This window comes from Rhodanobacter sp. FW021-MT20, from assembly GCF_041107475.1.
Lineage (GTDB): Bacteria > Pseudomonadota > Gammaproteobacteria > Xanthomonadales > Rhodanobacteraceae > Rhodanobacter_A > Rhodanobacter_A glycinis.
On the sequence record NZ_JBGBPX010000002.1, the window covers coordinates 363,978 to 390,044 of the forward strand.

25 protein-coding genes are annotated in these 26,067 nt (G+C 65.7%); 15 read left to right on the plus strand and 10 right to left on the minus strand.

Annotation, left to right across the window (positions count from 1 at the left end):
* Positions 1–37: 37 nt before the first annotated feature.
* Complete coding sequence (gene folE, locus AB7849_RS04485; protein ID WP_008216546.1) at positions 38–646, plus strand: GTP cyclohydrolase I FolE; 609 nt, start codon at positions 38–40, stop codon at positions 644–646.
* Positions 647–673: 27 nt separating this feature from the next.
* On the opposite strand, the gene cysK is transcribed toward folE, so the two are convergent.
* Positions 674–1,630, minus strand: a complete 957-nt coding sequence (cysK, locus tag AB7849_RS04490; RefSeq protein WP_037102489.1) for a cysteine synthase A — start codon at positions 1,628–1,630, stop codon at positions 674–676.
* Positions 1,631–1,780: 150 nt separating this feature from the next.
* Here cysK and AB7849_RS04495 point away from each other — a divergent pair, with 150 nt between their 5' ends.
* The 10 genes from AB7849_RS04495 to AB7849_RS04540 all read left to right on the plus strand — a co-directional run bounded on the left by AB7849_RS04495 (position 1,781) and on the right by AB7849_RS04540 (position 12,020).
* Entirely contained in the window at positions 1,781–2,137 is a 357-nt protein-coding gene (locus AB7849_RS04495) for an EF-hand domain-containing protein (protein WP_008216543.1), read from the plus strand.
* A gap of 104 nt (positions 2,138–2,241) precedes the next feature.
* A complete protein-coding gene (locus AB7849_RS04500; protein WP_092701298.1) occupies positions 2,242–3,588 on the plus strand; it encodes a TCR/Tet family MFS transporter in 1,347 nt (448 codons plus the stop codon).
* Entirely contained in the window at positions 3,585–4,091 is a 507-nt protein-coding gene (locus AB7849_RS04505; protein WP_008216539.1) for a DUF1993 domain-containing protein, read from the plus strand. Before AB7849_RS04500 ends, AB7849_RS04505 begins: the two co-directional genes overlap by 4 nt.
* A gap of 201 nt (positions 4,092–4,292) precedes the next feature.
* A complete protein-coding gene (locus AB7849_RS04510; RefSeq protein ID WP_008216536.1) occupies positions 4,293–5,957 on the plus strand; it encodes an NAD(P)/FAD-dependent oxidoreductase in 1,665 nt (554 codons plus the stop codon).
* A gap of 147 nt (positions 5,958–6,104) precedes the next feature.
* Complete coding sequence (locus AB7849_RS04515; protein ID WP_237711950.1) at positions 6,105–6,356, plus strand: helix-turn-helix transcriptional regulator; 252 nt, start codon at positions 6,105–6,107, stop codon at positions 6,354–6,356.
* Complete coding sequence (locus AB7849_RS04520; protein WP_008216534.1) at positions 6,353–7,660, plus strand: type II toxin-antitoxin system HipA family toxin; 1,308 nt, start codon at positions 6,353–6,355, stop codon at positions 7,658–7,660. Before AB7849_RS04515 ends, AB7849_RS04520 begins: the two co-directional genes overlap by 4 nt.
* Positions 7,661–7,789: 129 nt before the next feature.
* Positions 7,790–8,452, plus strand: a complete 663-nt coding sequence (locus AB7849_RS04525; RefSeq protein WP_008216533.1) for a DsbA family oxidoreductase — start codon at positions 7,790–7,792, stop codon at positions 8,450–8,452.
* Positions 8,453–8,487: 35 nt separating this feature from the next.
* Positions 8,488–10,593 carry an ATP-dependent DNA helicase DinG gene (dinG, locus tag AB7849_RS04530; protein ID WP_008216531.1) on the plus strand — a complete coding sequence of 702 codons (2,106 nt, stop codon included), beginning with the start codon at positions 8,488–8,490 and terminating at the stop codon, positions 10,591–10,593.
* 78 nt (positions 10,594–10,671) lie between these two features.
* Entirely contained in the window at positions 10,672–11,229 is a 558-nt protein-coding gene (locus AB7849_RS04535) for a HutD/Ves family protein (protein ID WP_008216529.1), read from the plus strand.
* A 212-nt stretch (positions 11,230–11,441) separates the two neighbouring features.
* On the plus strand, positions 11,442–12,020 hold the full coding sequence (locus AB7849_RS04540; RefSeq protein WP_092701319.1) for an NnrU family protein: 579 nt from the start codon (positions 11,442–11,444) through the stop codon (positions 12,018–12,020).
* A 20-nt stretch (positions 12,021–12,040) separates the two neighbouring features.
* On the opposite strand, the gene AB7849_RS04545 is transcribed toward AB7849_RS04540, so the two are convergent.
* On the minus strand, positions 12,041–12,268 hold the full coding sequence (locus AB7849_RS04545; protein WP_037102472.1) for an SHOCT domain-containing protein: 228 nt from the start codon (positions 12,266–12,268) through the stop codon (positions 12,041–12,043).
* Positions 12,269–12,477: 209 nt separating this feature from the next.
* Here AB7849_RS04545 and AB7849_RS04550 point away from each other — a divergent pair, with 209 nt between their 5' ends.
* Both AB7849_RS04550 and AB7849_RS04555 read left to right on the plus strand, forming a co-directional pair.
* The gene (locus AB7849_RS04550; RefSeq protein ID WP_008216524.1) at positions 12,478–12,675 is read left to right on the plus strand and encodes a hypothetical protein; all 198 of its coding nucleotides are present in this window, start codon (positions 12,478–12,480) and stop codon (positions 12,673–12,675) included.
* A 67-nt stretch (positions 12,676–12,742) separates the two neighbouring features.
* Complete coding sequence (locus tag AB7849_RS04555; protein WP_008216523.1) at positions 12,743–13,144, plus strand: YchJ family protein; 402 nt, start codon at positions 12,743–12,745, stop codon at positions 13,142–13,144.
* A gap of 42 nt (positions 13,145–13,186) precedes the next feature.
* On the opposite strand, the gene ligB is transcribed toward AB7849_RS04555, so the two are convergent.
* From ligB to AB7849_RS04575, 4 genes are all read right to left on the minus strand, one after another.
* Entirely contained in the window at positions 13,187–14,875 is a 1,689-nt protein-coding gene (gene ligB, locus AB7849_RS04560) for an NAD-dependent DNA ligase LigB (protein ID WP_037102469.1), read from the minus strand.
* 384 nt (positions 14,876–15,259) lie between these two features.
* The gene (locus AB7849_RS04565; protein WP_008215897.1) at positions 15,260–16,018 is read right to left on the minus strand and encodes an NRDE family protein; all 759 of its coding nucleotides are present in this window, start codon (positions 16,016–16,018) and stop codon (positions 15,260–15,262) included.
* A gap of 136 nt (positions 16,019–16,154) precedes the next feature.
* Positions 16,155–17,027, minus strand: coding sequence for a methylglyoxal synthase (locus AB7849_RS04570; RefSeq protein ID WP_008215895.1), 873 nt, complete (start codon positions 17,025–17,027; stop codon positions 16,155–16,157).
* Between the two features lie 212 nt (positions 17,028–17,239).
* Positions 17,240–20,008 (minus strand): TonB-dependent receptor, encoded by a 2,769-nt coding sequence (locus tag AB7849_RS04575; RefSeq protein ID WP_369500644.1) that lies wholly within the window; start codon positions 20,006–20,008, stop codon positions 17,240–17,242.
* Between the two features lie 542 nt (positions 20,009–20,550).
* On the opposite strand from AB7849_RS04575, the gene AB7849_RS04580 reads away from it, so the two are divergent.
* Complete coding sequence (locus tag AB7849_RS04580) at positions 20,551–21,744, plus strand: murein hydrolase activator EnvC family protein (protein WP_008215893.1); 1,194 nt, start codon at positions 20,551–20,553, stop codon at positions 21,742–21,744.
* A gap of 128 nt (positions 21,745–21,872) precedes the next feature.
* A complete protein-coding gene (locus AB7849_RS04585; protein ID WP_008215892.1) occupies positions 21,873–23,210 on the plus strand; it encodes a S41 family peptidase in 1,338 nt (445 codons plus the stop codon).
* A gap of 472 nt (positions 23,211–23,682) precedes the next feature.
* Here AB7849_RS04585 and tatC read toward each other — a convergent pair whose 3' ends face one another.
* The 4 genes from tatC to AB7849_RS04605 all read right to left on the minus strand — a co-directional run bounded on the left by tatC (position 23,683) and on the right by AB7849_RS04605 (position 25,979).
* Positions 23,683–24,453, minus strand: coding sequence for a twin-arginine translocase subunit TatC (gene tatC, locus AB7849_RS04590; protein WP_008215890.1), 771 nt, complete (start codon positions 24,451–24,453; stop codon positions 23,683–23,685).
* Positions 24,440–24,913 carry a Sec-independent protein translocase protein TatB gene (tatB, locus tag AB7849_RS04595; RefSeq protein WP_008215888.1) on the minus strand — a complete coding sequence of 158 codons (474 nt, stop codon included), beginning with the start codon at positions 24,911–24,913 and terminating at the stop codon, positions 24,440–24,442. Before tatB ends, tatC begins: the two co-directional genes overlap by 14 nt.
* Positions 24,914–24,961: 48 nt before the next feature.
* A complete protein-coding gene (gene tatA, locus AB7849_RS04600; RefSeq protein WP_008215886.1) occupies positions 24,962–25,219 on the minus strand; it encodes a Sec-independent protein translocase subunit TatA in 258 nt (85 codons plus the stop codon).
* A gap of 70 nt (positions 25,220–25,289) precedes the next feature.
* On the minus strand, positions 25,290–25,979 hold the full coding sequence (locus tag AB7849_RS04605) for a lipid-binding SYLF domain-containing protein (RefSeq protein ID WP_037102126.1): 690 nt from the start codon (positions 25,977–25,979) through the stop codon (positions 25,290–25,292).
* Positions 25,980–26,067 lie beyond the last annotated feature (88 nt).

Below are 26,067 nucleotides of genomic sequence, written 5' to 3' on the forward strand. Positions count from 1 at the left end.
TACACTGGCAGACCCGCGCCGTCCCCCAGGAACCCGCATGAGCGAGCCGAACCACCCCACCGACGTCACCCGCGAACAAGCCGAGGATGCCGTGCGCACGCTGCTGCGCTGGGCCGGCGAGGATCCTTCGCGCGAAGGCCTGCTGGATACGCCCAAGCGCGTGGTCAAGGCGTATCGCGACTGGTTCGCCGGCTATGCCGAGGACCCGGGCGACTACCTGCTTCGCACCTTCAAGGAAGTCGAGGGCTACGACGAGATGGTGGTGTTGCGCGACATCGAGTTCGAAAGCCATTGCGAGCACCACATGGCGCCGATCATCGGCCGCGCCCACGTCGGTTACCTGCCGACCAACCGCGTGGTCGGCATCAGCAAGCTGGCGCGCGTGGTGGACGGTTTCGCCCGGCGTTTCCAGGTGCAGGAAAAGCTCACCGCGGAAATCGCCCACTGCATCCAGGAAAACCTGCAGCCGGCCGGCGTGGCCGTGGTGATCGACGCCAGCCACGAATGCATGACCACCCGTGGCGTGCACAAGCGTGGCGTGTCGATGGTGACCAGCCAGATGCTGGGCTCGTTCCGCGACGACGCCCGCACCCGCGCCGAGTTCCTCGAATTCATCGGCTTGCACGGCAGCGTGCGTTCGCGCTGAGGCCGGCGCGTTACCGGCTGGCGTGGTTCAACCCAGGCTGGCCAGCCACTCGTCGTCGGAGCCTTCGACCACGCCTTCGAGCAGGAAGGTGGACAGGTAGCGTTCGCCCGTGTCCGGCAACATCGCCAGGATCACACTGCCCGGCTCCGCCGTCTTCGCGTAATCCAGTGCCGCCGCCACCGTGGCACCGGCGGACACTCCGACGAAGATGCCTTCCTCCGTGGCCAGCCGGCGTGCGGTATCACGCGCGGCGATGTCGTCCACCGGCAAGTCCACGTCGAACACCTTGCGATTGAGCACGCCGGGCACGAAGTCCGGCGTCCAGCCCTGGATCTTGTGCGGCTGCCACTCCTTGCCCGCCAGCATCGACGCCACCGCGGGTTCGGCGACCACGATCTTCACCTCCGGCCGCGCCAGCTTGAGCATCTCGCCCACGCCGGTCAGCGTGCCGCCGGTACCCCAGCCGGAGACGAAGGCGTCCAGCCGGCGACCGGCAAAATCACTGAGGATTTCTGCGGCCGTCGTGCTGCGGTGGTAAGCCGGGTTGGCCGGATTGTCGAACTGGCGCGGCAGGAACCAGCCATGCTTCTGCGCCAGTTCTTCGGCGATGCGCACCATGCCGGTGCCGCGTTCGGCCGCCGCCGTGAGGATCACCTTCGCGCCGTAGGCGCGCATCAGCTTGCGGCGCTCCACCGAGAAGGTCTCGGCCATGACGGCAACGAACCCGTAACCGCGTGCCGCGCAAACCATGGCCAACGCCACGCCGGTATTGCCCGAGGTGGCTTCGATCACGGTATCGCCGGGCTTGAGCAGGCCTTTGCGCTCGGCGTCCAGGATCACCGCGATGGCGAGGCGATCCTTCACCGAACCACCGGGGTTGAACGCCTCCACCTTGGCGTACAGCGTGACGTGCGCGGGTGCCAGCCGGTGCAGCCGGACAACCGGCGTACCACCGATGGTGTCGAGAATGCTTTCGTAGATCATGGCGACCTCGAAAATGGACATCCGGGCCGGTTACGCTAAACCTGTTCACCGGCAAAAGCCATCGCTTTTTCGCCACCGATCCGGGCCGCGTGGCACCGGGCGTGCGGTCGGTCTCGCCGCGCCTCATCGACATGCCGCACACTACGGCCCATGCCATCGTTCATGCCCTTGCGCCGCTCCGGATTCGCCCTGCCGCTGATGCTCGCCTGCGCCACGCTGGCCGCCCAGGGTTACCCGCGAACGCCATCCGACTATCTGCGCCAGATGGACAGCAATGGCGATGGCCGGATCAGCATGGCCGAATACGTCGCCTACATGAGCCAGGGTTTCCATCGGATGGACAGCAACGGCGACGGCATCCTGGAAGCCAGCGAGCTTCCCGGTGGACACGGCCGCCCGGTGACGCTGACATCCTGGCAGGCCAACCTGCGTCGGCAATTCCATCGCCTGGACCGGAATCACGACGGCTATCTCGACGCACGCGAACTGGCCGCACCGCCGCGCTGAACCCCGCCGAAGCCGAACGCCACGGACGCGAGCCGGGTGACTTGTTTCCCGCGCCGGCCCTCGGCAGATGCGCTATCGTGCCCACCCCACCTGCCCTCGCTTCCATGGACGCATCCAAGCCGTCACCCTCGCGCCACGCCGCGCTCGCCTTCATCTTTGTCACGGTGACGGTGGACATGCTGGCGTTCGGCATCATCATCCCGGTGTTGCCGCACCTGATTGTCGAACTGATCGGCGGCAGCATTGCGCAGGCCGCGGTGTGGGTGGGCGCGTTCGGCGCACTGTTCATGCTGATGCAATTCGTGTTCTCGCCGGTACAGGGCGCGTTGTCGGACCGTTACGGTCGCCGCACGGTGATCCTGATTTCCAGCTTCGGACTGGGCATGGATTTCATCGTGATGGCGTTGGCGCCGGTGTTGTGGCTGCTGTTCGTGGGCCGTGCGATATCGGGCATGTGCGCGGCCAGCTTCACCACCGCGAACGCCTATATCGCCGACATTGTGCCGAAGGAAAAGCGCGCGGCAGCGTTTGGCACGCTGGGTGCGGCGTTCGGCATCGGTTTCATCGTGGGCCCGGCGCTGGGTGGCTTTCTCGGCCATCTGTCGATCCGCCTGCCGTTCTGGGTGGCGGCCGGATTGTCGCTGGTGAATTTCTGCTATGGCTGGTTCGTGCTGCCCGAGTCGCTGCCGCCGGAGCGCCGCAGCAAGCGCTTCGAATGGCGCCACGCCAACCCGCTGGGCGCCGTCATGCTGTTGCGCCGCTATCCGCAGGTGTTCGGGCTGGCGGCGGTGTTCTTCCTGATCAACCTGGCGCAGTTCTCGCTGAACTCCACCTACGTGCTGTACACCGACTACCGCTTCGGTTGGGGACCGCAGGTGGTGGGTTACACGCTGGGCCTGGTCGGCCTGTGCAGCGGGCTGGTGCAGGCCGTGCTGGTGCGCCGGTTGATGCCGTCACTGGGCGAGCGACGGATGATCCTGCTGGGACTGGTGCTGTGCATTGGCGGCTACGTGCTGTTCGGCCTGGCGCCGACCGCCTGGCTGTTCCTGCTCGGCATCCCGCTGCTGTCGCTCGGCGGGCTGGCCGGCCCGCCGGCGCAAGCGCTGGTGACGCATCAAGTCGACGCCCACGAACAGGGTCGCCTGCAAGGTGCGCTGAGCAGCCTGGCCAGTCTCGCCGGCATCTTCGGCCCGGCCTTGTTCGCCAATCTTTTCGCGCTATTCATCAGCAACCACGCGCCGGTACACCATCTGCCCGGCGCCGCGTTCGTGCTGGCTGCGCTGTTGCTGGCCGCCGCCACCCTGGTGGCCGTGCGCGCCACCCGTCCCTCGCAAACCACCGTGTCGGCCCCGAACGACGAAGCACCCATCGCCTTCCCCGGCGAGACGTCGCCCCTGGCCGCTCCCGTCGCCGACATGCTTCCCAACGAACCACCGGAGTCATCCCCATGAGCCTTTCCATGTATCAGGCATCCGTCCCCGTCTTCGTGCGCGCGCTGGGCAACCTGCGCCACGTGTTCCAGAAGGGCGAGGCGCATGCGAAATCGAAAAATGTGACCGACGAGGTGCTGCTGCAGACGCGGCTGATTCCCGACATGCTACCGCTGGTGAAGCAGGTGCAGATCGCCTGCGACATGGCCGCGCGCGGTGCCGCCCGACTGGCCGGCGCGGAGCCGAAGAGCTTCGAGGACAACGAGACCACGCTGGCGCAGGTGTATGCACGCATCGACGCCGCCATCGAGTACGTCAAGAGCTTCAAGCCCGAGCAGATCGACGGCAGCGAAGCCCGCGAAGTCCACATGAAGACGCGCAACGGCGAGGTGACTCTCAGCGGCCAGGATTACCTGCTCGGCTTCACCCTCCCCAACCTGTTCTTCCACTGCACCACCGCCTACAACCTGTTCCGCGGCATGGGCGTGGAGATCGGCAAGAGCGACTTCATCGGCAGTCCGTAAGCCCGCCGTAGCACCACCTTCACCTGTTCGCGCTGAGCGTCGCTCGCGTTGGCGAGCAGAGTCGAAACGCCTGGTGTCCTTCGACGCCAGCCCTTCGGGCCTGCGCTCAGGGTGAACGAGAGGGCGGGAAGGCAGCCATTCGCGCCGCCTTCCCTGCCCGGCATGCGAAAATCGCTTTCCACCTCTCCACGCCTTCCACGCATGCTGCGACTGACCGACATCAAGCTCCCGCTCGACCACGCCGACGAGGCGCTGGTCCAGGCCATCTGCGCGAAGCTGGGCGTACAGCGCGACGCATGGCGCGATTACACCGTGTTCCGCCGCGGCTACGACGCGCGCAAGCGTGGCGCGATCGTGCTGATCTACACGCTGGATGTGGACGTGATCGACGAGGCCACCCTGCTCGCACGCCACGCCGGCGACCCGCACGTGCAGCCCACGCCGGATACCACTTACCACTTCGTGGCCAAGGCCCCGGCGAAGATCGCGCACCGTCCGGTGGTGATCGGTTTCGGCCCGTGCGGCCTGTTCGCCGGACTGATCCTGGCGCAGATGGGCTTTCGCCCGATCATCCTCGACCGCGGCAAGGACGTGCGCGAGCGCACCAAGGACACCTGGGACCTGTGGCGCAAGCGCAACCTGCATCCGGAGTCGAACGTGCAGTTCGGCGAGGGCGGCGCCGGCACCTTCTCCGACGGCAAGCTGCACAGCCAGATCCGCGATCCGCTGCACCACGGCCGCAAGGTGCTCACCGAATTCGTGAAGGCCGGCGCGCCAGAGGAAATCCTCTACGTCAGCAAGCCGCATATCGGTACCTTCCGGCTGGTGACGATGGTGGAGAACATGCGCGCCACGATCGAATCGCTGGGCGGCGAAATCCGTTTCAGCCAGCGCGTCGACGACTTGCTGATCGACACCGATGCCGGCGGCGAACGCCATGTGCGCGGCGTGACCCTGGCCAGTGGCGAGCAGCTCCGCGCCGATCACGTGGTGCTGGCGCTGGGCCACAGCGCGCGCGACACCTTCGAGATGCTGCACGCACGCGGCGTCTATCTGGAAGCCAAGCCGTTCTCGATCGGCTTTCGCATCGAGCATCCGCAATCGGTGATCGACCGTGCGCGTTTCGGTCCGCAAGCCGGCCACCCGATCCTTGGCGCGGCCGATTACAAGCTGGTGCATCACTGCAAGGGCAATCACGCCGGCAACGGCCGCTCGGTCTACAGTTTCTGCATGTGCCCCGGCGGCACCGTGGTGGCGGCCACCAGCGAGCCCGGTCGCGTGGTCACCAACGGCATGAGCCAGTACTCGCGCAACGAACGCAACGCGAACGCGGCGGTGGTGGTCGGCATCGAGCCACCCGATTTTGTGCCGTTCGACGGCCGGCTCGAAAACGGCCAGCCCAGTCCGCTCGCCGGCATCGCGTTGCAACGCGCCCTGGAAAGCCACGCCTACGTCCTCGGCGGCGAAAGCTACAGCGCCCCCGCACAACTCGTCGGCGATTTCCTCGCCGGCCGCCCCTCGCGTGAATTCGGCGACGTACAACCGTCCTACCAGCCCGGCGTCACCCTGGGCAGCCTCGACAGCGCCCTGCCCGACTACGCCATCGCCGCCATCCGCGAGGCGCTGCCCGCATTCGAGCGACAGATTCGCGGCTACGCCATGTCCGACGCCATCCTCACCGGCGTGGAAACCCGTACGTCATCGCCAGTGCGCATCAAGCGCGACAACGACAGCCTGCAAAGCCTCAACACCCGCGGTCTATATCCCGCCGGCGAAGGCGCCGGCTATGCGGGAGGCATCCTTTCCGCCGCTGTGGACGGCATCAAGGTGGCCGAGGCACTGGCGTTGAGCATGGCGGAAAGCTGATAACCCAGGCAAAGCTTGGGCTTGCGAGATATTGTCTACGTACGACGACATGCCTATAATGTCGCCGTACGTAGACAATTCATCATGTCGCCGTATGGCGACATCGAGGTTATGATGCTGGTCAGGACTCCGCAGGATATTGGCGCCTTGCTCCGCGAGCGACGCCAGAAAGCCGGCCTCGATCAGGCCGAGCTAGCCCGGCGCGTCGGCGTTAGTCGGCAATGGCTGGTCGAGGTGGAGCGTGGCAAGCCACGAGCCGAGATCGGCCTGGTATTGCGTGCGCTCAACGTGCTGGATATCCCACTGGAAGTTGGCACACCTCGCTATGCCACGGGCGTAGCCGACACTCCGGGCATCGATATCGATGCCATCGTCGATGCTGCACGCAAACCACGATGAGCGCGCAAAGTCTCGTCGTCCTGATGAACGGCACGATGATCGGTGAGGTCATCCGTGATCGCAGCGGCCGTTCGCGTTTCGTCTACGCCAACGCCTGGCGACAGCAGCACGATGCGATCCCGTTGTCGCTGTCCATGCCATTGGTGCGTGCCGAGCATCCGCACGCCGCCATCGACGCTTTCATGTGGGGATTGCTGCCGGATAACGAGCAGACCCTGGCGCGCTGGGCCAACCGTTTCCACGTCTCCGCCCGCAACGCCTTCGGCTTGCTCAGCCATATCGGGGAAGATTGCGCAGGCGCCGTCCAGTTCGTGCCGCCGGAACGGCTCGATGCAGTACAAGTGACCGCTGAAGAAGACATTGTCTGGCTGAGCGAAGCGGATATTGGCGAGCGACTGCGTGCCTTGCGAAACGATCCTTCCGCTACCCGCCGCGCCGGTGACCACGGCCAGTTCAGCCTCGCCGGAGCGCAACCCAAGACCGCCCTGTTGCTGCGCGATGGCCGATGGGGCGTCCCCGCCGGGCGCACGCCGACCACGCATATTCTGAAACCGCCCAGCGACGCGTTTGATGGCCACGCCGAGAACGAACACTTCTGCCTGACCCTGGCCCGTCGCCTCGGGCTGCCGGCCGCGCATTCCGAAGTACGGCGGTTCGATGGTGAGGCCGCCATCGTCGTCAGCCGCTTCGATCGCATCGAGTACGACGGCCAACTGCTGCGCGTCCATCAAGAGGATTTCTGCCAGGCCCTGGCCATCTCGCCCACGCGCAAATACCAGAACGAAGGTGGCCCAAGCCCCGAGGCCATCGTCGATGCACTGCGCACTCATTCCAGCTCCCCGGCGCGCGACGTCGACACCTTCATCGATGCGCTGGCATTCAACTGGCTGATTGCCGGTACCGACGCCCACGCGAAAAACTACGCGCTGCTGTTCGGCGGCGGCGGTCGCATCCGCCTTGCGCCGCTGTACGACCTGGGCAGCGCGCTACCCTATCCATCACTACGCCAGGACAAGCTGATCCTGGCGATGAAGATCGGCAACACCTACCGCTTGCGCGACATCCGCCGGCATCATTGGGAAAAGCTGCTGCGCGGCGCCCATGTCGATGTCGATGCCGCACTGACACGCATCACCGCCATGGCCACCGCGTTGCCCGACCACGCCAGCGACCTGTCGCGCTTCATGCGCAGCGAAGGTGTCGGCCATCCCATGCTTGAACGCCTGCCGTCGCTGCTTGCCATGAGCGCACACGACAAACTGGCATGGCTGTCCCGGACCGACAACAGCCACGACGATGCTTGAACGCCAACGCGATCAACCAGTACGAGTCCATAGCGACTCTGCCTCAAGCAAGCGCGATTGATTACTCCTCTGCATGCCCGCATGTGAGATGGGGTCCACGGCAATTGCCGCAACCTAACGTACGCGCCCATGACTACCTCACGCGAATCCACCCCCATCCGCATCGACTTCGTCTCCGACGTCTCCTGCCCGTGGTGTGCGGTGGGACTCGCTTCGCTGCAGCAGGCATTGAAGCATCTCGACGGCGAGGTCACGGCGGACATCCACTTCCAGCCGTTTGAACTGAATCCGCAGATGCCGGCCGAAGGCGAGGACGCTACCGAGCACCTGGTGCGCAAGTACGGCAGTTCCGCCGAGCAGATCGACGCCAACCGCGAGGCGATTCGCGCGCGCGGGGCCGCGGTCGGTTTCACCTTCAACATGGACCGGCGCAGCCGCGTCTACAACACCTTCGATGCACACCGGCTGCTGCATTGGGCCGAGCTGGAAGGCCATCAGCTCGCACTGAAACAGGCGCTGCTGCGCGCGTATTTCACCGAGGGCGAAGACGTCAGCGCGCACGACACGCTGGTGCGGATCGCCTCCGACGCCGGGCTGAATGCCGACCGGGCACGACAGATTCTTGCCGGCAGCGAATTCGCCGACGAAGTGCGCACGCAGGAGGAATTCTTCACCTCGCGCGGCATTCACTCGGTGCCGGCCACCATCGTCAACGGCCAGCACCTGATTTCCGGCGGACAGCCACCGGAGGCGTTCGAGCAGGCCTTGCGGCAGATCGCCGCCGCAGGCTGAGCCATCCACCGCTCCGGCCGTGGGACAATGGCCGGATGCTTACCGACACAACCAAGGACGCCATCCGCGCCGCCTATGCCCGCCTGAAAGACGGTTTGCCGGGTTTTCGCGCACGCGGCTCGCAAGGCAAGATGATTGCCGAGGTGGCCAAGGCGCTCAGCCGCAGTGGCGGCGCGGCGGCGATCGAGGCGCCGACCGGCACCGGCAAGTCGATGGCTTACCTGATCGCCGGCGTGGAAGTCGCGCGCTTCCAGAAAAAGAAGCTGCTGATCGCCACCGCCACCGTGGCGCTGCAGGAACAGCTGGTCCAGCGCGACATTCCGCTCTACCTCAAGCTCAACGGTATCGAGGCGAAAGTGGCGCTGGCCAAGGGGCGCGGCCGCTATCTGTGCCCGCGCAACCTGGCCATGGCCCGCAACAGCATGAACGACTCGGGCCAGATGGGACTGGCCGGCTTCGACGCCGACCTGGCGCTGTGGGCCAAGCCGCCGCAACCACGCGACAAGCAGGCGCTGGCCCAGCTTGGTGCCAGCTTCGACAGCGGCGAGTGGAACGGCGACATGGATAGTGCGCCGGAACCGGTCAGCGACCTGCTTCGCCCCATGCTCACCACCAGCGCCGGTGGCTGCACCAACCGCAAGTGCGGCTTCTTCATGACCTGCCCGTTCTTCAGTGCACGCCGTGCGGTGGAAGATGCCGAAATCATCGTGGCCAACCAGGACCTGGTGCTGGCCGACCTCACCATGCCCGGTGAGGACGAAGGCTGGGGCGGCGTGATCCTGCCGCGTCCGGACGAGACGCTGTACATCTTCGACGAAGGCCATCACGTGCCCGGCAAGGCGATCGATCGCGGCACCTCCGAGGTCTACATGAACGCCACCGTGCGCCAGCTGAGCCGGCTCGGCCGGCAGGTGCATGCGGCGTATTCGCTGACCGACAAGGAAGTGCTGGGCAAGCTCACGCTGGATGTCGGCGACGCCAAGCTGCAAGAGCTCAGCGACGCGCTGGAAGAGCTGGAAAAAACCATCCGCCTCGGCTGGCTGCCCGATCCGGGCGAAAACGAGCCGATGTATCGCGGCTCGCTCGGCCAGCTTCCGGAGGCATGGGTAGAACACGCACGCATGCTCAGCCTGCTCACCGGCGAAGTGCAGCGCTGGCTGACCGCCGTGCGCCGCGCGATCGTCGAGATGACCGACGGCGGCCCGACCCAGGAAGCCTTGTCGCGCGAGCTGGGCATGGCCCTGGAACGCATTGGCAAACAAGCCGCCTGCTGGCGCGCCTGGGCCAGCGACGATCCCGACAACGCCCCGCCGCTGGCGCGCTGGGTCACGCTGGGCGGCGACCAGCAACTGGTCTGCCACGCCTCGGCGGTTTCCGCCGGCGGCCTGCTGCGCACCGTACTGTGGGGCAACGCCAGCGGCGTGGTACTGACCTCGGCCACGCTCAGCGCCGGCGGCAATTTCCGCGGTTTCGCCGATGCGGTGGGTCTGCCCGATGATGCGGTGACGCTGAGCCTGCCCTCGCCGTTTGATCTCTCCGCCCAGGCACGGCTGGAAGTGCCGCTGATGCGCTCGATGCCCGACGCACGCGAAGAGCACGCGCAGGAAATCAGCGACTGGCTGGCCGAATATCTCGACTGGGATGCCGGCAACCTGGTGTTGTTCACCTCGCGCGCCAAGCTCGACCGCGTGCTGCAGCGTCTGCCGATCGACAAGGTGCGCAAGGTGCGCGCGCAGGGCTCGCTGGCCAAGGCGCAATTGCTGGCCGAACACAGCGCCGACATCGAATCCGGCAAGGGCAGCACGCTATTCGGACTGGCCTCGTTCGGCGAAGGCGTCGACCTCCCCGGCAAGCTGTGCGAGACCGTGGTCATCACCCAGCTGCCGTTCGCGGTGCCCACCGACCCGGTCGGCGCCACCTACGCCGAGTGGCTGGAATCGCGCGGACGCAACCCGTTCATCGAGGTCAGCGTGCCCGAAGCCACGCGCCTGCTGACCCAGTATTGCGGCCGCCTGATCCGCAACGAAACCGACACCGGACGCATCGTGCTGCTGGACCGCCGCGTGGTCACCAAGCGCTATGGCGCGGGCATGCTGCGCGCGCTGCCGCCGTTCGAACGGGTCATCGAGCGGGTGACATGATCACCGTCTCGAACCATCGCCCCCTGCACGCAGGGGGAGAAGAAAAGCAACGCCTTCCGCACCGTGAGCTGACCCTCCATGCCCATCATTCGCCTCGATGATTGCCTCGCCCAGCCATGGAAAAATGGCCTCGGCCGTACCCACGAAATAGCCGTCCATCCGTCCAACGCAGGCATGGACGATTTTCTGTGGCGCATCAGCGTGGCCGAGGTGGACAGCGCCGCGCCGTTCTCGATCTTTCCCGGCATCGACCGTGTCATCACCCTGCTCGACGGCGACGGCTTCGGCATGACGCTGGATGGTGAGCGCACGCATGCACTCACCACACCATGCGCATCGTTTGCCTTTGCCGGCGAGGCGCAGGTCGCGGTGACCCTGGCTGGCGGCCCCACCCGCGACTTCAACCTGATGGTGCGGCGTTCGCGAGCCCGTGGTGACGTCCGCGCCTGTCGGGATGCCGGCATCCTCGCGCTCGATGATGCCGTGGTGCTGGTGTATTGCGCACGCGGCATGATAGCCAGCGCCGAGGGCACGCTGCGTGCGGGCGACGCGTGGCGACCGTCGCCCCACGCTGCCCCACTGTTTGTGCACCCTGACGCGGTGGCGCTGGTTGTTCGGGTTGAAGTCGCCACCTGACTAGCCCAGGAAACATCGAGGCATCCTGGAGAGGGGCACCGGTCGCCCAACCCGACCAACGCACGCGATCCTCGCAGGCACCCCAGTCAGAACGAGCTTGCCGGCTTGAAAGACCACAGAACGGCGCTTTCCGCCTTCCTGCAACAGGTCGCGAACGCCGCGTACGCAAGCCGCCTATACTCGGCCTTCATTGCCGCTATCGGAGCTCCGCGATGTCCATGCTGATTCTCGGCCTGGTGATTTTCCTGGGCATGCATTCGGTGCGCATCTTCGTCCCCGACTGGCGCGAAAAACAGGTTGCCCGCCTGGGCGTGCTGCCCTGGAAGGGCCTGTATGCCACCGTCTCGATCATCGGTTTCGTGGTGCTGATCTGGGGCTTCGGACTGGCGCGGCAGCACCCCGCACTGCTGTACATACCGCCGATGTGGCTGCGCCATCTCAATGCGCTGTTCACCCTCGTCGCCTTCGTACTGCTTGCCGCGGCCTATGTGCCACGCAACCGGATCAAGGCCAGACTGGGTCACCCGATGCTGCTGGCGGTCAAGGTGTGGGCTCTCGGCCACCTGCTGGCCACCGGCATGCTGCGCGACGTGGTGCTGTTCGGCGCGCTGCTGGCATGGGCCATCGCGCTGTTCGCCGTATTGCGCCGACGCGATCGCCTCACCGGCACGACCTATCCCGCCGGCACCCTGCGCGGGGATGTGACGACCGTGCTGATCGGCGTGGTGGTCTGGGCGATATTCGCATTCTGGTTGCACCAGGCGCTGATCGGCGTGAACCCGATGGCCTGAGATTTCGGCCGCCCACGCTCCTAGACATCGCCAATAATGGCACGGCGTTGCCGCTCGTATTCTGCTTCGGTCACCAGACCGCGCGCTTTCAAGGATGCCAGCTCCCGCAGCCGCGCTTCGGTGGATGGGCCCGGGCCGGCTCGTCGCGACAGGCCCCGCACCAATCGCACGATCAGCACGATGATCGCCACCGGCACGGCCAGCACGATAACCAGAATCAACAAGTGCCAGATGCTGTCAAATCCCATGTTCAATGATTCTCACGTTGCCAAATGTCGAGCACCGGGTCTTGCGTGGAGCGCTGTTCGACCTGACGCCGGACTCCAGATGCCATTCCCTGCAAAGTGTAAATGTGGACACGGCGGTGCGTCTGTCGGCGCGGGCCTACCTGGGCGCTCATGTACGCAGCGACATCACTGCGCTAGAGTCCGCAGCACTCCTTCCACGAGGTCGCCACATGGCTGCTTTCCTGCTCTGGATGTTGTTGCTGGTATTCTGCTGGCCACTCGCGTTGCTGGCCTTGGTGATGTACCCGATCGTGTGGCTGCTGTGCCTGCCCCTTCGGCTGGTCGGGATCACCGTGGGTGCGGTGTTCGCCTTTCTTGGCGCGGTGTTGATGTTGCCCGCACGCGTGTTGCGTGGGCGACCGGCCTGAGAGGCTTTCGGGCCTCGCGATGATCGCCGTGCAACACGGCATGCCGACTTCGCGGTAAAAAGACGGCATGCGATCGATCGATACCCTGACACCGTGCCCGTGCGGAAACCCTTCCGGTTACACCACCTGCTGTGGCCCGCTGCACGACGGCGCCGCGGCCACGAGTGCCGAGCAACTGATGCGCTCGCGCTACAGCGCCTACGTGCTGCAACGCGAGGACTACCTGCTGGCCACCTGGCACGCCGAAACGCGCCCCGCCTCGCTGCGACTGGCTTCGCAACACCCGCAGCCCACCTGGCTGGGACTGGAAATCCGCGACGGTCGGCTGATTGACGACGACCACGCCACGGTCGAATTCATCGCCCGCTACCGGCTCGGTGGCGGCCGCGCACAACGCCAGCACGAGCTCAGCCATTTCGTGCGCGAGGATGGCCGCTGGTACTATGTGGATGGCGAGCTGAAGAACTGACGTCAACGCGCGATGCAGCCCGGCGCGCCATCGCACCCACGCTCAGAATCCCTGCACGCCAGCACCATGCAATTGCACCGCCAACGCCTGCATGGCCGGCTGGTGGACGAACGCCAGTAGTCGTCGTGCGCGACTCGCGCTCATGCCTGTCGCCCGCCAATCGGCAAGCCTTCGCGATTGCAGCACTTTCCAGTTGTCTGCTTCAGGCGGTATGCGGCCGGGCAGGCCCAGCGCATGCAGCCATCGTGCAAACGAGTGCTGGCGCGCACTGGCAAAGGTGTGCGCAATGGCCTCTGCGCGACCGGCACCGATGCCCGGCACGCTGGCCAATTGTTCCGGCGTCAGCGCCAGCCAGTCGAGCAGGTGGCGCACCTTCCCGGCGTCGATCAGCGCCTGCCACGTGGCCGTGCCCACGCCACTGAATTGCAGGCCTTGCCGACTTCCCAACCATTCCAGCCGCGCGAGGAATTGGCGCCGGCAGTCCGGCGCGACCTGCCAGCAGGTGGCAGCATCATGCGCATGCGGATCGGGCACCTCGACCGGGGCGCGTTGTGCCGTTCGCCACACCACCGCCTGCAGCCGTGGAATGGTGAGACCGGCCAGCGCAATCTCCACCTGGTCCCCCGGGCGGATATCCAGCTCACGCCAGCGCCGCAGCGAACCCACGCCGACCCGCTGCACGCGATGGTCGCCCAGTTGCACCGGGACCAGTTCGAGCACCGGCGTGATGCGCCCCGTGCGTCCGAGGGTGAAGTCGACGGCGCGCACCTCGGCCAAGGCCTGCGCGGCGGGATACTTCCACGCTACCGCCCACGCCGGTGGCGCGGGCTCCCATTGCGGGCCGGGTGGGCGATGACCCTGGCGCACGACCGTGCCATCGGCGGCGAACGGCATCGGGTGGCGATACCACTGCGTGCGCCAGCGCTCGACCTCATCGATGGAAGTCACCGGATGCGTGTAGTCCGCGCTGTCGCCCAGTCCCATCGCCCGCATGCCGGCCAAGCGCGCCGGCATGTCCGCCGGACCATTGGGCCAGTCCCACACGAACAGGCCGATATGCGCGGCGGTCACATCGTCCAACACCGCGCGCGCCAGCGCCCCGGCCACCGCCGAACGCGCGTTGACGCCACCATCGCGCGATTGCACGTGATCGGCCAGCCGCCAGTAGATCTCGCCCTGCAGGATGACGCGCGCCGGCGCGTGCAGCAGTTGCTTCGGGATCGCCGCGATGCGCATGGCCTTGGCGGTCCAGTCCGAACCGTGCACGCCATCGCCGCGACTGATCGCCTGCTGCAAGCGGCCATCCGCATAGACCAGGGTCACCGCCACGCCATCGGCTTTCGGCTGTACCCACAAGTCGCGGTTGCCACGAGCGCGCATCCAGGCCGCCAGCGCTTTTGCATCCGGCAATTTGGCCAACCCGGTCTGCGCCACCGGCGCGCGAACGGTGCCGCTGGCATCGGCCAGATGTCTGGGCATCGGCGGTGCCTGTTCGGGAAAGCAGCGCGACCATTGCGCGAGCCGCGCCAGCGACTGGTCGTAGACCGCGTCGTCCACCGCCGACTGGCCATTGACGCGGTAGTCATGATTCCAGCGATCGAGCCGGTCGTGCAGCGCGGCCAGCTCCTGCTTTGCCTGCGTGGGCGACCAGGCCGGACAGCTGCCTGCCAAGGCGACCTGCGCCACCGCCATCAATACACAAAACACCCATCCCTGCCGTTCCCTGCGCATCTCGCGCTCCCGCTGCGTCCATGAAACCTCACGCTATGCGATGCCCGGGACGGGCGACAGGCGGGACGGGCGACCAACGGCGTAGGCCTGTGCCGCACCGACCGCCCGGCATGTCAGCCGATACGTGTAGGAGCGCACCCTGTGCGCGAATGCTTTTGGCTCGATACCGCGAAAGCCTTTCGCGCGCGACCCTAGGAGCGTGGGCGGTAGAAACTTTCGAGGCGAAAAAATGGCTGCGTGAGGACAGATTTTCGACGATTCGCCGGCCCATAGTGGTTCTATGGGCCAAGAAGTGATGGAAATATGGACCACGCAGCCACTTTTGCAGCCCGGAAGATTTCTGCCGCCCACGCTCCTAGGAAGTCCCTTGCGAGCAGGGTGCTCCTACGGCAACACGAGACGGGTTTCGCCATCGAAGCGTCCATGCGGCCCGAAGCGTCGTTCCACGATCACACCGCGGTCATCATGGCCGATCGCCACGACCGTGCTGGCGCGGGTGCCGTAGTGTTCGCCGCGAATGAAGGCCGGTGACAGCATTCGCTCGCGTTCCAGCCCCACGCCGGTGTCCGGCAATTCGTCGTCCGGGGCCTGATGTTCATCGGCCAGCGCGGCGAACAGCGGCGCAAAATCGTCGGCATCGGCGGATGTCGTCCATCGCTGCAGCCGTTGCATCAAGGCCCGCGTCTTCGGCCACGGGGTATTGAAGTCCGCATTGGATAGGCCGTGCACACCCGGGGTTACTGCCTGCGCACGCGCCTCGGGACGATTGCCGAGATAAAACGCGTCGTGCGCATCGAAGGTAAGCAGGTTGAACGGGCGATAGTCGGCTGCGCAGGCGCGCAACGCTTCGGCATGCGTGGCAGCGTCGGCACTTCCACCCAGATAATCGGTCAGCAGCAGTCCCCGCGACTGACCCCGCTGCGGGTCACGCGGATCGCGCACATTGGTCACCACGCCGCAACGTCCATCCCCGGTCACACCCAGCCAGGTACCGCCGGCCTGCAGGTCGCGGCCGGCGATGATCGGCAAGTCGTCCCAACGCGCCAGCGGTGCACTGGGCCGCGCGTGGAATTCGTCGCGATTGCCCGCCAGCAGCAGACGCCAGCGCGGATGTGCTTGCCAGGCGAAGGCGATCAGGCACATGAGGGCAGGCGTGAGTGGAGAGGAGTGAGGAGTGAGAGTGCCGCGCGCGGCATGCCAGCGCGACTCATCTCGGATTCCCGCACGGAAACGTCACCTTGCACGATCTTGCTCTCTCTCACTTCTCACTCCTCTCCACTCACTTCTCGCTTCTGACCCGCGCCGCTTCGGCCCAGCGCGCCGCCACGCGCGGCGAGGTCATGCACACGGTTTCATCGGTGCGCGTGGTCACCGCGCGTTCGAGCAACTGGATATCGGCCTCGTGCTGACGTGCCACGTGCGGATCCTCGAAGAAGATCGCACGCTGGCAGCGGCGCTCCAGCACCAGGTCGGCAATCTGCGCGTCACCGCCCATCGGGCCGCTCTGGTAGCGGTCCACCCACTGTTGGCCTTCCGGCCAGCCGCGACTCCAGGCCAGCTCGTTGAGGCGCTGGCCGGTGGTGCCGGTGGCCACGCGACGGGCGAAACGCGACAGCAGGTCGAAGTGCTCCGCGGCGTAGGCCAGCATCTGCGGTTTCATCGCATCGTGGGCAATCAGCGCCAGCGTGCGTGTCTGCGTTGCATACAAATCGTCGGCGCCGGGATCGGGCGCCAGCCCCGCATGGATGCGTTCCATCTCCACCCAGTCGCGGGCCGAGGCCACGGTGGAAATGAACGGTTTGGCGTGGATCACGCATTGTCGCTTCAGTGCCACCGCCTCGGGAAACACCGAGGACGGATCGACCGGATCGATCAGGTAGATCGCCCCGTCCAGCGTGCGTTCCGTCTCGTCCAGCCCCACCACTTCGGCCACCAGTTTCATCAGGCCGCCTTCGCGGCCATACGGATAGCGGCGCAGCGGCGCGTAGCCCACCAGCATGTTCGCGCGCACGATCGCGTCATGCGTGCGCCCCACGGCGTGCAGGCCGAGTTTCAATTCGCGGATGCCTGCCTCGCAGGCGCGCAGCCAGCGGAACAGCGCGCCATCGTCGTGACTGTGGTGCAGTTGATTGGCGGCCAGGCCCATGCGCATCGCATCTGTCTCCTCGATCCGTGTTCGAAACGCCTGCATCTCGGCACACGTCGCGAATCGGGTTACGTGCATGTCGTGCGGGCCAGGAGTCTGCATTCTCGGCGACATTGCGCGTCACGGCCAGCGTTGCGCTAGTCGCATACGGCATAAAGCACACGGCGCGCCGGCAAGCCGGCGCGCCGTGTCAGACGCGGTAAAAACCGCCTGTTTGGCTAGAACTTCACCTTCACGCCCAGGTTGTAGAAGCGGCCGACCAGACCCGCCTGCGACCAGGTCGGGTTGTAGTTGAGGCCACCACCCGCGTAGTTCGCCGGATCGAATGGCGGCTTGCGGTCGAACGCGTTCATCACCGACGCCGTCAGGCTGAAGTGATCGTTGAACGCATAGCTGCCGGTGAGATCGAAGTCGTAGAACGCGCCGACGCTGCAGCTCGACGGGAAGTTCAAGCCGCCGGGCGTGGTGGACAGGCAATCCCCGTTATACAAGCCGAGCGTGCCCACGTCCGCGGCAATCTCCTTGTAGCCGCTGGTGTAATACAGCGTGCCCGTGACGGTCAGCGGACCGGCTACCAGCGTGTTCGACCACGAGGCGCGGCTGCGCGGCGTACCCGCACCGGACGACAGGTTGTACGGCCCCTGGGTACCCACGTAGGACTGCGTGGAACCATCGGCCAGGGTTTCCTTCCACTGGAAGATCTGCGTCCCGGTCAGCTCGCTGATGTACTGCCAGTTGTTGGCAAACTCGAAATGGGCCTGCAGGTCCACGTCGATACCGGTGGTCTTCAGCGAGTTGGCGTTGAGGTACGAGCCGATGATTTCGGACGGCCGCGCCAGCGCACCCGGATGATCCGGATCGGGCAGATCGGGGATCACCGTCACGCCGGGTGCCTGCGGCAGGCCCGCGTAGTAGTTGGCCAGCGCCGAAGACGTATCGGCCGCCACGATGTTGTTCGTCTTCTTGATGTTGTAGTAGTCGACCGAGGCATTCAGCCAGCTGGTCGGCTGCAGCACCACGCCGAAGGTGAAGCTGCGCGCCTTCTCCGGCTTGATGTTCTTGTTCGCCAGCGTGTATTCGGAAAGGCTGTACGGCAGCACGTAGGCATCATTGCCGTGCGCCGTCTGGAAGGCCGGCGGCGGCGTGTGCGTGACGAAGCCCTGGGTCGAGCTGGAGCCGTTCTCGGCGAACGACGGCGCCCGGAAGCCCTTCGAGTAGGTACCGCGGAAGGCCAGCCAGTCGGTGGCCTTGTACTTGAAGCCGATCTTGGGCGAGAAGTTGTTGCCCGCGTCGGTGTAATGGTCGAAACGACCGGAAGCATCCACCTCCAGCGAGTCGAGCAGCGGCATGTCCACTTCGGCGTAGATGCCGCTGACTTCGCGGCTGCCCTTGGTCTGCGCGTTACCCAGGCCCTGGAACTCGAAGTTCGGGTTGAGGGTGGGATCGTTCTGCGCTTCATGCCGGATCTGCGCACCGATGCCCAGGCCCATCGGGCCACCCGGCAGGTCCCACAGCTCGCGGTTGGCGCTGAGGTCCAGCGTATCCAGGTCGCTGGTCGAGGTCTTGTTGTAGCCCGGCGCCAATGCCGAGCGAATCGCCGCCGAGTTGGCCGACGGATTGGCAAAGTTGTAGGTGCCCTTGGCGACGGCATCCATCAGTGCCGCATAGCTGATGTAACCCTGCTGGGTCGAATCCAGCCACTCGTGGTTGAGCACCAGCGCGGCGTCGTAGTTCCATTCGCCCACCTGGCCAGACACGTCACCCACGATGCGCGCATTGTGGTTGTCGTAATTGAAGCCGACCGGGATATCGCCGAAGTTGTAACTGATCAGCGCCGGCACCGCGAACGGGTTGGACGGATTGCCCACCGGCAACGCGATGTTGTTGGTGTTGTTCGGCGTGCTGCTCTGGATCGAACGAGGTGCGCCCCGGGTGGTGGTCTTGGCCTCGTTGTAGCTGGCCGACAGATACGCGGTGGTGGTGTCGTTCAACTTGACCGTGAAGCGGCTGTAGATGCCGCCCTGCTCCATCGCCGGCTGCACCTGCGCGTAACGGTTTTTCGCATCGTAACGGCACCAGCTGCCCTTGGTGGGATCGGTGACCAGTGGCCCGGTGGTGCAACCGTGCAAGGGCTGCCACAGGCTGCCGGCGGTATTCGGGCGGATCGCTCCGTCGGTACCGGCCGCATGCCCGGGCGCACCGCCCAGGCCTGGCCCGCCCAGCGAGCTGAGGTCGCCCGTGTTGTACGGGAAGCTACGCTGGCTGGCCATGATCGGGTTGTCTTTCTGGTATTGCACGCTCAGGTAGGCGTTGTAGTGATCCTTTTCCAGATCGCCGCCACCGGCCAGGAAAGTGGCCTTGCGAGTGAAGCCGCCGCCATGTTGCGAGGTGCCCACGTCAGCCGTGGCTTCCACGCCCTGGAAACTGCGGCGCAGGATGATGTTGACCACGCCGGCGATCGCATCGGCGCCGTACAGCGACGAGGCGCCGTCCTTCAGCACTTCGATGCGCTCGACCGCCGCCAGCGGAATGGTGTTCAGGTCCACGAACGAACGTTGGCCGTCGTCGGACACCGGGTAATTGGCGTTGCGATGGCCGTCGATCAGCACCAGCGTGGAATTCACGGTAAGGCCGCGCAGCGCCACGCCGGACGAGCCGGCGGCGAAGCCGTTGCTGAAGGCATTCGGGACCGAGCCGCTGTTGTCGGCCGATACCGCGCGTACCACGTCGGACAGCGTGGTCAGGCCGCTGCGAGCGATCTGCTTCGCGGTGATCACGGTCACCGGCGAGGGCGTCTCCACGTCGATGCGCGGCAGCGCCGAACCGGTGACGGTGATGGTTTGCATCTGCTTGGCGTTCTGCACCGACGTGCCGTTCTGGTCTTGTGTGCCGGAACTGGATGACGACGTGCTTTGTGCATGGACAGCGCCAATGGCGGGCGTCAGCAGCAACGCGGCCAGGGCAAGCGAAAGCTTGTTGCGATTCATCGAAATAACCTCCACCCCAAAAGGGAGACACTACGATTCGCTCGAATTGTTTTGCGTGGATGCACCGGAGGGGACCGGCTTTGAAGGGGAACGGGGGATCCCTTCGGTGGGTACAGGCAGCCGCTTGAGCGGGGATAGCAGCTTCCTGCGGCGACATTCGTAACATCTCGACCATGTCTTCACAAGTCCATTACGAATGGCATACATTTTCTTTACGAAAACCTTCGCGAAGCTGACGAAAAAACAGGCCGCAAAAAATCTTTATTTGGACGTATAGCCTTCTAATTGCCACGACTCATCGAAAGCACAGGGGGCGTCCACTTTCCCTCGCGACCACCACTGATCCGCTTTCCCGATCGAGGCAATGCCGGCCCTCGATGAATCTTCTGCGTGAAGGCACAGCCATCCGGGTGGATTCACCGCATGCAACAGCCCGATCCGGTGCAAACGCCGCTCACGGCCAAACAGGGCAGCAGACCCGTGATTCGGCGTACCGTCGCGCCCGGCTCGCGGCCGCGCCGCGGCTCGGTGATAATCCCCGCATGCCCAAGCCCACGATGCTCCGCTCCACCTCCCTCGCCTTCGCGGCCCTGCTCGCCTGCACCGCCTTCGCGCGGCCCGTTGCCGCACGCCAGACCGACAAGCCCCAGGCCGAGCAGGCCCAGGCGCAGAAGAAGCTGGCCGAGATTCGCGACAAGATGAAGGCGCTGGCGCAGGAGCAGGCGCAAACCGCCGCGAAACGGGACACGCTTGACGCCGCCCTGGCCAAGCAGGCCAATGCCCTGGCCGCCGCCGCCAAGGCGGTCCGCGAAACCGACGCCCAGATCGCCGCCAAGCAGCAGCAGCTCGACCAGTTGCAGCAGCAGCGCAACGATCTGCAGCAGAAATTGCACGACCAGCGTGCGGCGATCGCCGACCTGCTGCGCGCCACCTACGCCCTCGGCCACGGCACCGACATGCGGGTGCTGCTGGGTGGCGAGGACGTTGCCCGCATCGCGCGCGCGCTGACGTATTCGAAGTACTTCCAGCAGGATCGCGTGAAGAAGGTCAACCAGCTGATGGATGACCTGGCCAAACTGCAGGCGCTGGAGGCCTCCATCACCGCCGAGCAGCAGGCGCTGCAAGCCGTCCGCGCCCAGCGCGAGGCACAGGCCAGGACCTTGCGCCAGCAACGCGCCGCGCAGCAGAAGCTGGCCAGCGAGGTCAACGCGCAATACAAGAGCCAGGGCCAGAAACTGGCGGCGATGAAGCAGAACGAGCAATCGCTGAACCAGTTGCTCGACAAACTGCAGAAGGCCATCGACGAGGCCGCCCGCGCCGCCGCGGAAGCCGCCAAGGCAGGCCGCCACGAAACCGGCGTGCCGGCGGGCAAGATCGCCAACACCCGCGGCAATTTGCCATGGCCGGCATCCGGCCCGGTGCACGACTACGGCAACGGCGTGCTGATCGCGGCGCCGGCCGGCAGCGAAGTGCACGCGGTGGCCGCCGGCCGCGTCGTCTACGCGCACTTCCTGCGCGGCTACGGCCTGCTCATCATCGTCAACCACGGCAATGGCTGGATGAGCATGTACGGCAACAACGAAACCCTGCTGCACAACGTGGGCGACGCGGTGAAGGCCGGCACCGTGCTGGGCACCGCCCTGCCCAGCACCAGCAGCAGCACCGGCGTGTATTTCGAACTGCGTCACAACCGCAAGCCGGTCAACCCGCGTTCGTGGCTGCGACAACAACGTTGACGCCACGCCAGCACCATCACCGGCTAGGATGGCGTAGTTTCGGCTCCCCATCCTTCGGCCCGTTGAATTTCAGCGCTTGCCGGTGGTCCAAGCCGGATGCTGCCCCCTTCAGTTCGCGGAGTCGTTCCATGCGGTTTTCCCCCTTCAGCCTAATCGCCCTGCTGCTGGCCTCGCCGCTCACGTTTGCACAGACCGGCCCGGCGCCCGCCGCCAGCAGCAATGCCCCGGCATCCGCCAGCTCCAGCGCGACAGGCAACCAGGTCGACACGGACGACATCCGCCGCTTCGCCCGCGTCTACGAAATCATCCGCCAGGCCTACGTCGAACCCGTGGGCAACAAGGCGCTGATGAACGACGCGATCAAGGGCATGCTGGCCAACCTCGACCCGCACAGCGCCTATCTCGACAAGCAGGGCCTGCAGGATCTGGACGAGGACACCAGCGGCCAGTACAGCGGCCTGGGCATCGAGGTGCTGGAGGACAACGGCGTGCTGCGCATCGTCACGCCAATCGACGACACGCCCGCCGCCCGCGCCGGCATCAAGCCGGGCGACATCATCCTCAAGGTCAACGGCAAACTGGTCGACGCCGACAATATCGACGACCTGTTCCAGGAACTGCGCGGCAAGCCCGGCAGCAAGATCGCGCTGTCGATCCTGCATGCCAAGAGCGACAAGCCGGTGGACATGACGCTTACCCGCCAGCTGATCACCGTCAGCAGCGTAAAGGTGCGCGAGCTGGAACCGGGTTACGCCTATATCCGCATCAGCCAGTTCCAGGACGACACGGCTACCGACCTGGAGAAAAAGCTGGGTGAGCTGATCGCCAAGAACGGCCCGCAGAAAGGCGCCATCCTCGATCTGCGCAACAACCCCGGCGGCCTGGTGACCGCCGCCGTGGCGGTCAGCGACGACTTCCTGAATTCCGGCACCATCGTGACCATGCGCGGCCGCTTGCGCGACGCCAACCTCAGCTTCTCGGCCCATCCGGGCGACCTGCTGAACGGCGCACCGATGGTGGACCTGGTCAACAACGGCACCGCCTCGGCGGCCGAGATCGTCTCCGGCGCCCTGAAGGACAACCACCGCGCCTTGATCGTGGGCCAGCGCACCTTCGGCAAAGGCGTGGTGCAGACCGTGCTGCCGCTGGACGCCGACCACGCGGTGAAGATCACCACTGCGCGTTACTACACGCCCAACGGCACCTCGATCCAGGCCGAAGGCATCAAGCCCGACATCGCCCTGGGCGACCTCACCGCCAGCGTGGCCGACACCCCCGCCATGCCGATCAATTCCGAAGCTGACCTGCCGCACCACCTGGCCAACCAGAACGCCGATGGCAACGGCAATATCGACAACGACGGCAGCGCGCAGAGCACCAAGCTGGCCACGCAGGACTACGCGCTGTCGCAAGCGTTGAACATCCTCAAGGGGCTGGCGCTGAATCACGCTGCTTCAACCAAGTAAAAGCGCTTCCCGCATTCGCCTCCTCTCCCCAATGGGGTACGCGGGGAGACGCCATGGATGGCGTCGGCTTTGAGGAGCGAGGAGAGGATTGAGGTGAGGGGCGGGTGCTCGCGGTAACGCGTGGCCCCGTCACGAACAGTCCTCCCACGGTGCCTCTCAGGAAACCCTCTTGGCGGTGAAAGGGGTTGGGGTGAGGGCTCGGCCAGAGCGCGGCAATGAGGCGTCCGCCAAGCCTGCAAGGACTCGCCCCGCCCGTACCCGCATCCGTCGCTGCGCGCCACCTTCTCCCACAGGGAGAAGGGAAAGCCATCACCATCCGCTCGACCGGAGTCCTCGATTCCCGTTCGCCCTGAGCGTAGCGCCGCAGGCGCGGAGTCGAAGGGTATTGCCTCAGTGCTTCGACTTCGCGCCTGCGGCGCTACGCTCAGCATGAACGGTACACGGGGCCCATCCGATCAAACCCGGCGCAGACTCACTCCATCTCGTCCGATGCCCCCACCACCCGAGCCGGCACCAGCCAGCGCACGGCCAGCAGGCCCAGCTCGTAGAGCAGGCACATCGGGATGGCCAGCATGATCATCGAGGTGATGTCCGGCGGGGTGATCAGGGCAGAGATGGCGAATGCGCCGACGATGGCGTAGCGCCGCGCGTTGCGCAGTTTCGGCAGGTCGACCACACCCACTGCGGCCAGGATCACCACGGCCACCGGCACCTCGAAACACAGGCCGAAGGCGAAGAACATCAGCATCACGAAATCGAGGTAATGCGTGATGTCGGTCATCATCTCCACGCCCTGCGGCGTCACCGCCGTGAGGAAGCGGAACGCCGCCGGCAACACCAGGAAATACGCGAAGGCGCAGCCGAGATAGAACAGTGCCATCGCGGCCACCAGCAGCGGCCGCGCCAATCGTTTTTCATGCTTGTACAGACCGGGGCTGACGAAGGCCCACAGCTGGTACAGGATCACCGGCATGCCGATGAACAACGCGGCGTAGAACGCCAGCTTCAGCGGGGTGAGGAACGGGCTGGTGACCTGCGTTGCGATCAGGTGCGCACCGTGCGGCAGGCGCGCCACCAACGGCGCGGCCAGCTCGCTGTAGAGACGGTTGGCGAACGGCACCAGCGCCACCAGCACGATCAGCACGGTGGCCACGCATTTCATCAAGCGCGAACGCAGTTCCAGCAGGTGCGAAAACAGGCCTTGCTGCAGGTCGTCGCCCAGGTTCGATTCAGGCTCGGCCATGCGATGACTCCGGCTCCCGCGCGGCGGGCTGAGGGACGGGCTCGGCGGCGGGCTCGCCCAAAGGCAACTGGGCTTGCGCCTCGTCGGTGCCGGCGACGCCGTCCGCGACCAGCGCCGCAGGCGACTCCGGCGTCCCGCCAGAAGCCGCATCCACCGCGGGCGCGCCAGCAGACTTCATCGTGGCCACGGCTTCATCCAGCGGCTCGCGCACCTGCTTCACGCCGGCCTCGACTTCCTTCTGCACGGCCTCGGCCTGCGCCGCAGCCTCACGCGCGGTGCGGCGAATTTCTTCCACTTCCAGCTCACGCTCCACTTCGGCGCGCACGCTGTCCCAGCCATTGCGCACGCGACGCAGCAAGGCGCCGGCGGTACGCGCCGCGCCGGGCAGTTTCTCGGGGCCGAGCACGATCAACGCGATCAACGCCAGCAACACCAGTTTGCCGAAGCTGATCTCGATCATCGCCTGCTCCACCCCTCTGCGGGATGCGTGGAGACCATGCGCAGACTCTTACTTCGACTCGGTGGAGTCGCGCTGTTCCTGCGTGGTGGACTGGGTCGAAGCCGGCGGCGGATCGGCCTGCAGCTTCTCGGCCGCCGCCTTCGCCTTCGCCTTGGCCTCTTCCTCGTCATCACCGTGCATGGCCTTCTTGAAGCCACGCACGGCATTGCCGATATCCGGTCCCAGGTTGGTGATCTTCTTGGTACCGAAGATCAGCAGCACCACCACCAGAAGGATGAGCCAATGCCAGATGCTGTCAAAACCCATGATTACCCTCGAGGCATGCGCGGGCGGAAACGGCTCCGCCCGCGGGAACGCCAATACTCGCACATAGCGATCACTTGGAAGTGTACTCTTCCAGCGCATCGCGGAAGCTCACCACCGGCGCCGGCACGTTGCTTACGCCGCCCTCGAAGATGCGCCTCGGGGTAATGCCCGCACCATACACCGCCGCATTGGCGTCGTAATCGATGCGCATCACGCCGCCATCCAGCGCCACGCCGGCGAACAGGCCACGCGAACGCGAGTAGGAATAGATCTCCGCATGCAGCTTGCCATCGGTCGAGGCACTGGCATTGCGTCCCACCGGGCCGGCCGCGGCACTGGCATCGGCGCCAATGGTGAACTTGCCGTTGACGATGGAATCCACGCCACGCTGGGTGGTGAACACCAGCACCACGTCGGTGGAGGACACGCCAATCTGGAAGCCCACGCTGGCTCCGGTCAGGCTGATGAAGCTGGGGTTGGACCAGGTGCCATCCGGCCGCTTCACCGAGATCAGACCTTCGCCACGCCGGCCACCGAAGACGAAACCGGCCTTGACCAGGTCGGGAATCACCGCGATCGCATGGGCCTGCTTCAGCAGGTCGGTGGGAATGGATTTGTCCGGCGCCTGCTCGATGTCGTTAAGCACGCGCACCGCGTTCTGCGCGCGCACCAGCGGCGGATCTTCGGCATGCGCGGCCATCGCGGGCAACAGCAGGAGCATGGCAACGGGCAAAAGTCGACGCAGGGAGGCTTTGATCATGGATGTCTCCAGGCAAATGATGGGCAAACGGAAGGCCGGCATGGCTTGGATGCGACCAGCGGTCGCAAGTTCATCCCGCGGCATCCAC